At 49.3% G+C, this 6271-nt stretch carries 6 protein-coding genes; 3 read left to right on the top strand and 3 right to left on the bottom strand.

The window, feature by feature from the left end:
- Positions 1-151, top strand: a 151-nt coding sequence (locus tag HKN88_05025) for a hypothetical protein (protein NNC97415.1), incomplete at its 5' end; no start/stop codon positions are given.
- Between the two features lie 8 nt (positions 152-159).
- Here HKN88_05025 and HKN88_05020 read toward each other — a convergent pair.
- Both HKN88_05020 and HKN88_05015 read right to left on the bottom strand, forming a co-directional pair.
- Entirely contained in the window at positions 160-969 is an 810-nt protein-coding gene (locus HKN88_05020; GenBank protein NNC97414.1) for an undecaprenyl-diphosphate phosphatase, read from the bottom strand.
- A 35-nt stretch (positions 970-1004) separates the two neighbouring features.
- The gene (locus HKN88_05015) at positions 1005-2204 is read right to left on the bottom strand and encodes an SAM-dependent methyltransferase (protein NNC97413.1); all 1200 of its coding nucleotides are present in this window, start codon (positions 2202-2204) and stop codon (positions 1005-1007) included.
- Positions 2205-2267: 63 nt separating this feature from the next.
- On the opposite strand from HKN88_05015, the gene HKN88_05010 reads away from it, so the two are divergent.
- Entirely contained in the window at positions 2268-3014 is a 747-nt protein-coding gene (locus tag HKN88_05010) for a pteridine reductase (GenBank protein ID NNC97412.1), read from the top strand.
- 74 nt (positions 3015-3088) lie between these two features.
- Here the strand turns inward: HKN88_05010 and HKN88_05005 are convergent, their stop codons facing one another.
- Complete coding sequence (locus HKN88_05005; protein NNC97411.1) at positions 3089-4429, bottom strand: peptidase; 1341 nt, start codon at positions 4427-4429, stop codon at positions 3089-3091.
- Between the two features lie 127 nt (positions 4430-4556).
- Between HKN88_05005 and HKN88_05000 the strand changes: the two genes are divergently transcribed.
- Positions 4557-6271, top strand: a 1715-nt coding sequence (locus HKN88_05000) for an NAD(P)/FAD-dependent oxidoreductase (GenBank protein NNC97410.1), incomplete at its 3' end; no start/stop codon positions are given.

Raw genomic sequence — 6271 nt, 5'->3', positions numbered from 1 at the left:
CGTTGAAAAGACCAAAGATATCCGCTTGAGCGAAGCCGAACGTGGCAATTTAACTGGCGAGAATATTGGAAACGCCTTAAACCAGAAACGCGCCAGACTTGTGGACCCCATTCGCCACACCTACGCTGACGAATTGGCTAATTCTTTGTAAGCCCTGAACTAGAAAAAATACACACCCAGCAAGATTGCACCGAGCAACAAGCGGTAAATAGCAAACGGCGCCATGCCGATGCGATCAAGTAAGGCCAAAAAGAATCGGATACTGAGATACGCAACCACCGCCGAAACCAGAGTGCCAATGCCAATCAGTGTCCATTGCACCGCTTCAGTTTGTTGCAATAGTCCAAGCGCTTTGTAGCCTCCCGCCAATACAATAATTGGAATCGAGAGTAAAAATGAAAACCGTGCGGCCGCCTGACGATCCAGTCCGGTCATCAAGGCCGCAGTCATGGTGATACCGGAACGTGAGGTGCCGGGAATCAAGGCCAGTGCCTGGGCAATCCCTATGAGTCCGACATCCCGCCAGTTGAGTTGATGCAATCCACGTTGGCGCGTGCCTTTTACATCGGACCACCACAACAATAGACCAAAACCAATGGTGGTTATGGCGATGACCAAAATGGAACGAAAGTTGGCTTCGATAAAATCGTTTGCCAGTAAACCGGCGAGGCCAGCTGGAATGGTGCCAAGTAAAACACCCCAGGCGAGTTTGGCGTCACTCTGGTATTGCACCTCAAGCGAGCCGGAGAGTGACCTTATCCAGGCCACAAAAATTCGTGCGATCTCTTTGCGAAAATAAAACACCACAGCCAGCAAGGTGCCAACATGCACAGCGACATCAAAAGCCAGACCCTGATCTGCCCAACCGAGTAATTCAGGCACCAGGATCAAATGTCCGGAACTCGAAATCGGCAAAAATTCAGTGAGCCCCTGAATAATGGCTAAAAAGATCGCTTGGATGATGTCCATAAAGTTTTATCGTTTTTAAATTTGCGTGTATCTTACTAGAGTTGATGACGCAGGTCGCGTAGTTGCATGGCCGGAATAATTATGTCGCAATTTTTATTTAACTGCATAAAGCGAAAGCTTTCGCCCATGTTTGCGGGCAAGGTCAGAGTCTGGATTTCCCGACTGGTTTGATAGCGACATTTTTCATCCAGTTTGTTCAAGTCAAGAGTCTGTAAATGTCCTGAGCCTAATAAAAAATGTGCCTGGGTCGTATAAGCTACAACGTCCAAATCGAGGGCGAGCGCGGCTTCTCCCAGTTGGGTAAAATTGACCCAGGCAGTGAGATCTTGCAGCCCTGGAAGCGCCAAATAATTATTGTGAGCGTGTTGACGGTAATGACAGCGTAAGGTGCCGTCTGAGCGCTCTGGTGAATAATATTCCGACTGCGAGAAACCGTAATCGGCAAATAGGAGAATACCTTCCAGCATTCCGCTAGAAATACTTTTTAACCAGGCCGGGAGTTGTAGGCAAATTTCAGACGTGTAATTGTATTTTGGAATATTTGGAATTTCCCCAATGGTATGTCTTAAAGGTTCTGGCGCGAATTTGGTAAGTTCAACCAGCTTGTTTTTCTCCATGCCAATACAACATTGTAAGTCGTAGCCGACACTGTCAAAATAAAACCGCTCAACTACCAGAGCATCTAGAACTTCATTGCCTAAAATAATTCCTCTGAATTGTTCAGGTGGTTTATCGAGGTGTTGTATCTCGCAGCCGAGATCGAGTTTATGTAAGCGTTCGGATTGTTGATGGCGTAAATTCGCACTAACTTCCAGTAGCTGGTAGGATTTTGGTAATGCATTCAGCATGTCGAGATGGAGAAGTATTGACTCTGCCAACACACCACGGCCAGGTCCTAATTCACAGATCGACCAATCCGGATGCTTTTTCAATAGTGGCGCTAGCGCTTCGGCAACGCACTGTCCAAATAGGGGTGAGATTTCAGGAGCGGTAATGAAATCACCGTCCGGACCAAATTTTTGCATTCCGCCGCTGTAGTAGCCGACTTCTGGGTCGTATAAACAAAACTGCATGTAGTCGGCGAAAGATAACCAGTACTTGGCTTCAAAAATGCTAAGCAATTTTTCAACTACTCGTTCGCCATGCTTGCGTACTTCAAGAGCGAGCTCTGGCATTCCGGCAGGCGGTGTGAGTAAGGAGTCTACTGGAATGCTTTTTGAAGGATACGTTTTCACGAGCGCATTATAGTTGATTCGTTACACCGGTTTTAAATAGCGTACAATTAATTTATGAACAATATGAGTAAAACAGACTTCAGGAATAAAACCTTTTTCATCAGTGGTGCAGCACGCCGAATCGGTGCGGCCATCGCCAAAGACCTGCATGCACGCGGCGCCAATGTGGTGATACATTACCGACATTCGCAAAAAGCCGCCAAGGAACTGGCCGAAGTTATGAATTTGGCCCGCGAGAACAGCGCCATGACGGTAAAAGCCGACTTGGGAAATGTGAAAGCACTGCGCTCGGCGATGACCCGAGCGGCACGTCATTTCGGTCAAGTCGACGCCTTGATCAATAACGCCTCTACTTTCTACGCCACGCCGTTTGCCAAAGCGAGTGAAGCAGACTGGGACGCCTTGATCGACAGTAATCTTAAAGGCGCATTCTTTTTATCCCAGGCCGCCTTGCCCTGGTTGCAAAAAAGTGCAGGCTGCATTGTTAATATCACCGATATTTTTGCCGATAAGGCGCTTGAAGGCTTCAGTTTATATACCGCAGCCAAAGCGGGCTTGCTGAACTTGACTCAAAACCTGGCACTCGAACTGGCCCCGGAAGTTCGGGTTAATGCGATCGCGCCGGGCGCCATCTTATGGCCGGAGAATGAAACTCTGGATACCTATGCGCATGAAAAAAAACTCGCCAAAGTGCCCATGCAACGCAAAGGCGAACCGCAGGATATTGCCCAGGCGGTTCGCTTTTTGTTAACTGCGGAGTATGTGACTGGCCAGGTCATCAAAGTGGATGGCGGACGCAGTTTGAATTAATAAATAAACCCTAAACCTGTCCGTATTCAAAGTCCGCATACATAATCCGCATACATAGTCCGCATACAAAGTCATTAATGCACATTGAACGGTTTCCAGTTCTGGATCATTTCAATCGATGTGTGATTACTCAGCGTAGTTTTGGACTGCTTACTGTTCATAGCCGCAGGTGTGCAATCGCCGCTGCTTAGATAGGTCAGGGCTTCGGCCAGGGAGGCTTCATCCGGATTACCCAATTGCAGACTCAAGTCATCGCCAGCAGGGCAGTCCGCCAATAAGCCATCGTAATATTCCCCTTCGCCATTGGCGTTAACGGTTTCAAAACTGACCGGGAACAGGGTGTTTCCGCAAAAGTTAAATCCAAATTGACCCACCGGTTTTCCAAACGTGGTGTCGCCCACAATTACCACATTTAAAAACGGGCTCAAACTGTTGATCACCAGTTCACTGGCCGAGGCGCTACCACTGTCGGTAATAAACACCACTCGTTGCAGATCCAGTGCGTTACTCGGATTGGAAAAACTCACACTCACATCATTCTCGGCAGCCCGCTCGGCGTTAAAGAATTGTGAATACATGATCTCGCCAGAGGTGGTGTTACCGCCTAACAGGCCGGCCAGATGTTCGGCGACCGACACCAGCCCGCCGCTGTTATAGCGCAAGTCAATAATGACGTCTTCAACACCGTTGGCGTTAAAGTCATTGATCGTTGCATCCAAAGCGGTAAAGGAGGGGTCAATAAAGGTGTACAGGTGCAAATAACCGGTAACAACCCCGTTGTTGTCAATGATGTTACTGGCCGGCACCGGGTCAATGTGCACGGTGGTTTTGATCACAGTTGTGACAAAAACGTCACCATTCAGGTCGGCAAATTCGATGTCAACAGCGGTACCGATCTCGCCGGAACCAAAGTCCACCGAGTTGCCATTGGCCAAAGTTGTGGCCACGTCGATGCCATCCACCGCGAGTATTTCAAAGCCGCGACCCATGCCGGAGTTCTCCGCCGGGCTGCCGGGAAATACCAAGGCCAAAAATAAACGACCATCAATGATCTGACTGGTGAAACCCAGGCCGGTGAATTCACCCTGATTGAAAAACGCGTCACTGCTTTCCTGATCCGCTATGTAACTAAAACGATCAACAACCGGGGCGTTGACCACCAAAGCATCCAGCAACGCTTCTGGTGAGTTGTAATTATCCGGGTTAATGTCGGGTAGGGTGTTGTTCCACAAATACCATTGATCCATCACATCGAACACAAAACGGTTTTGTCCGATCAACGAACATTCCGCCACACCTGGATCGTCAAAAAAGTGGTCATCATCATGATACCCATCGCCGGAACAGGCAGTGAAAACAAGTAAAACCAGGATATATACCAGGGTGTATTTGTGATGGATTGAAGACATTGACATTTAGCGGTCCCGATTAAAATATTTCCGAACATTAAGTGTAGGTGGCCTAACTGAATACAGGCTGAAGTGAAAACGCTTTCTGTGATTAAATAAGACAAATTCAACAGGCAATCAGGTTTGAATCACGATGAGCAAAAAAACCAAGGGGATCACGCGCAGAGACTTTTTAAATGGCACACAAATCGCCATTGGAGCGTCATTATTGAGTCCGTGGCTGCTGGCCTGCGGCTCGGACGTGCCAAATTTCACCCTGCCACCCGAGTATTACCCACCGGCAAAAACCGGTTTGCGAGGCAGTCACGATGGCTCCTGGGAGACCATGCACGCGCGGGTTTCTGGCCAGACCTGGGAGGCCGCACAGGTCGAAGCGCAATACGATCTGGTTGTGGTGGGCGCAGGCATTAGTGGCCTCTCGGCAGCCTGGTTCTATCGTCAGAAACACCCACAGGCGAAAATCCTGATCCTGGACAATCACGACGATTTTGGCGGCCATGCCAAACGCAACGAGTTTGAGCACAATGGCGAAAACCGGATCGGTTATGGGGGCACCGAGGCGATCGATACCCCGTCGGCTTATTCACCGCAAGCGAAACAATTGCTCAAGGACATCGGTATCGAATTACAAAAATTCTATCAAAACTTTGATCAGGAACTGTATCCCTCGATGCAACTTTCCAAGTCGATACTGTTCGGTGCAGAATCTTTCGGAGAGAACAAACTGGTGCGAGGCTATGGCAGTCGCGACTGGCAAGAATTTGCTGCGGATACGCCAATGAGCGATAAAGCGCGCCGCGACTTTGTGCGCGTGCAAACTGAACGGGTGGATTATCTGCCCGGCAAGAGTTTTGAGCAAAAATACCAGATTCTCAAGAACACCAGTTATGAAACGTTTTTGCGCGACTACGCCAAAGTCGATGAGCAAGTGATCGCAATCTACAAACGCTGGGGAATGAGTTTCTGGTGTGTCGGGATTGACGAGATTCCCACAACTTCCATCCAGGATTACGACGGCGGCATGCCCGGGGTTGAACACACCTTGCCACGTACCGGTAAACGTGGTGATGAGCCGTACATTTTCCATTTTCCGGATGGCAACGCCTCGGTCGCGCGACTCCTGGTGCGCTCACTAAATCCTGCGGCGGTACCTGGTGATAGCATGGAAGATGTGGTGACCACACGGGTGCAGTACGCCAAACTCGATCGTAGCCAGCAACCAGTCAATATTCGCTTGAACAGCACCGCAGTGCATGTGAAGAATGTGGACACTACTCAGGTTCACATCACTTACGTCAGAAATAACACAGCACACAAAGTGAGTGCCAAACATTGCATCATGGCGTGTTATAACAGTGCCATTCCGTATCTGTGTCCGGACATGCCGGCTGTCCAGAAAAAAGGGCTGGCTTATAACGTCAAAGTGCCATTGGTCTACACCAAAGTGCTGGTGCCAAACTGGCAGGCGTTTGCAAAACTGGGTACCGATTTTGTGTATTACACCGACGGGTTTTACAAACAGGTCGAACTCGCTTACCCGGTTAGCGTCGGTGACTATAAACGCTCGCAAACCCCCGACGAGCCTATGGTGCTGCACATGTGTCACGTGCCCTGGGTGCCTGAAAAATCAGGACCCGAGCAATGGCGTGAAGGACGCCGTCGAATTCTCACAACATCATTTGATACTTTTGAGCAAAATGTTTATACCCAGCTCAACCAGGCGCTTGCCAGTACCGGATTCCAGGCCGAACGCGACATCCGTGCGATCACGGTCAACCGCTGGCCACATGGCTATGCCTACAGTCCGGATCTGATCTGGGAACCACAGTGGGCGCATGAACACCAGAA

It is taken from the genome of Gammaproteobacteria bacterium (genome assembly GCA_013001575.1).
GTDB lineage: Bacteria > Pseudomonadota > Gammaproteobacteria > Steroidobacterales > JABDMI01 > JABDMI01.
This window is presented reverse-complemented; position numbering and strand designations above follow the sequence as displayed.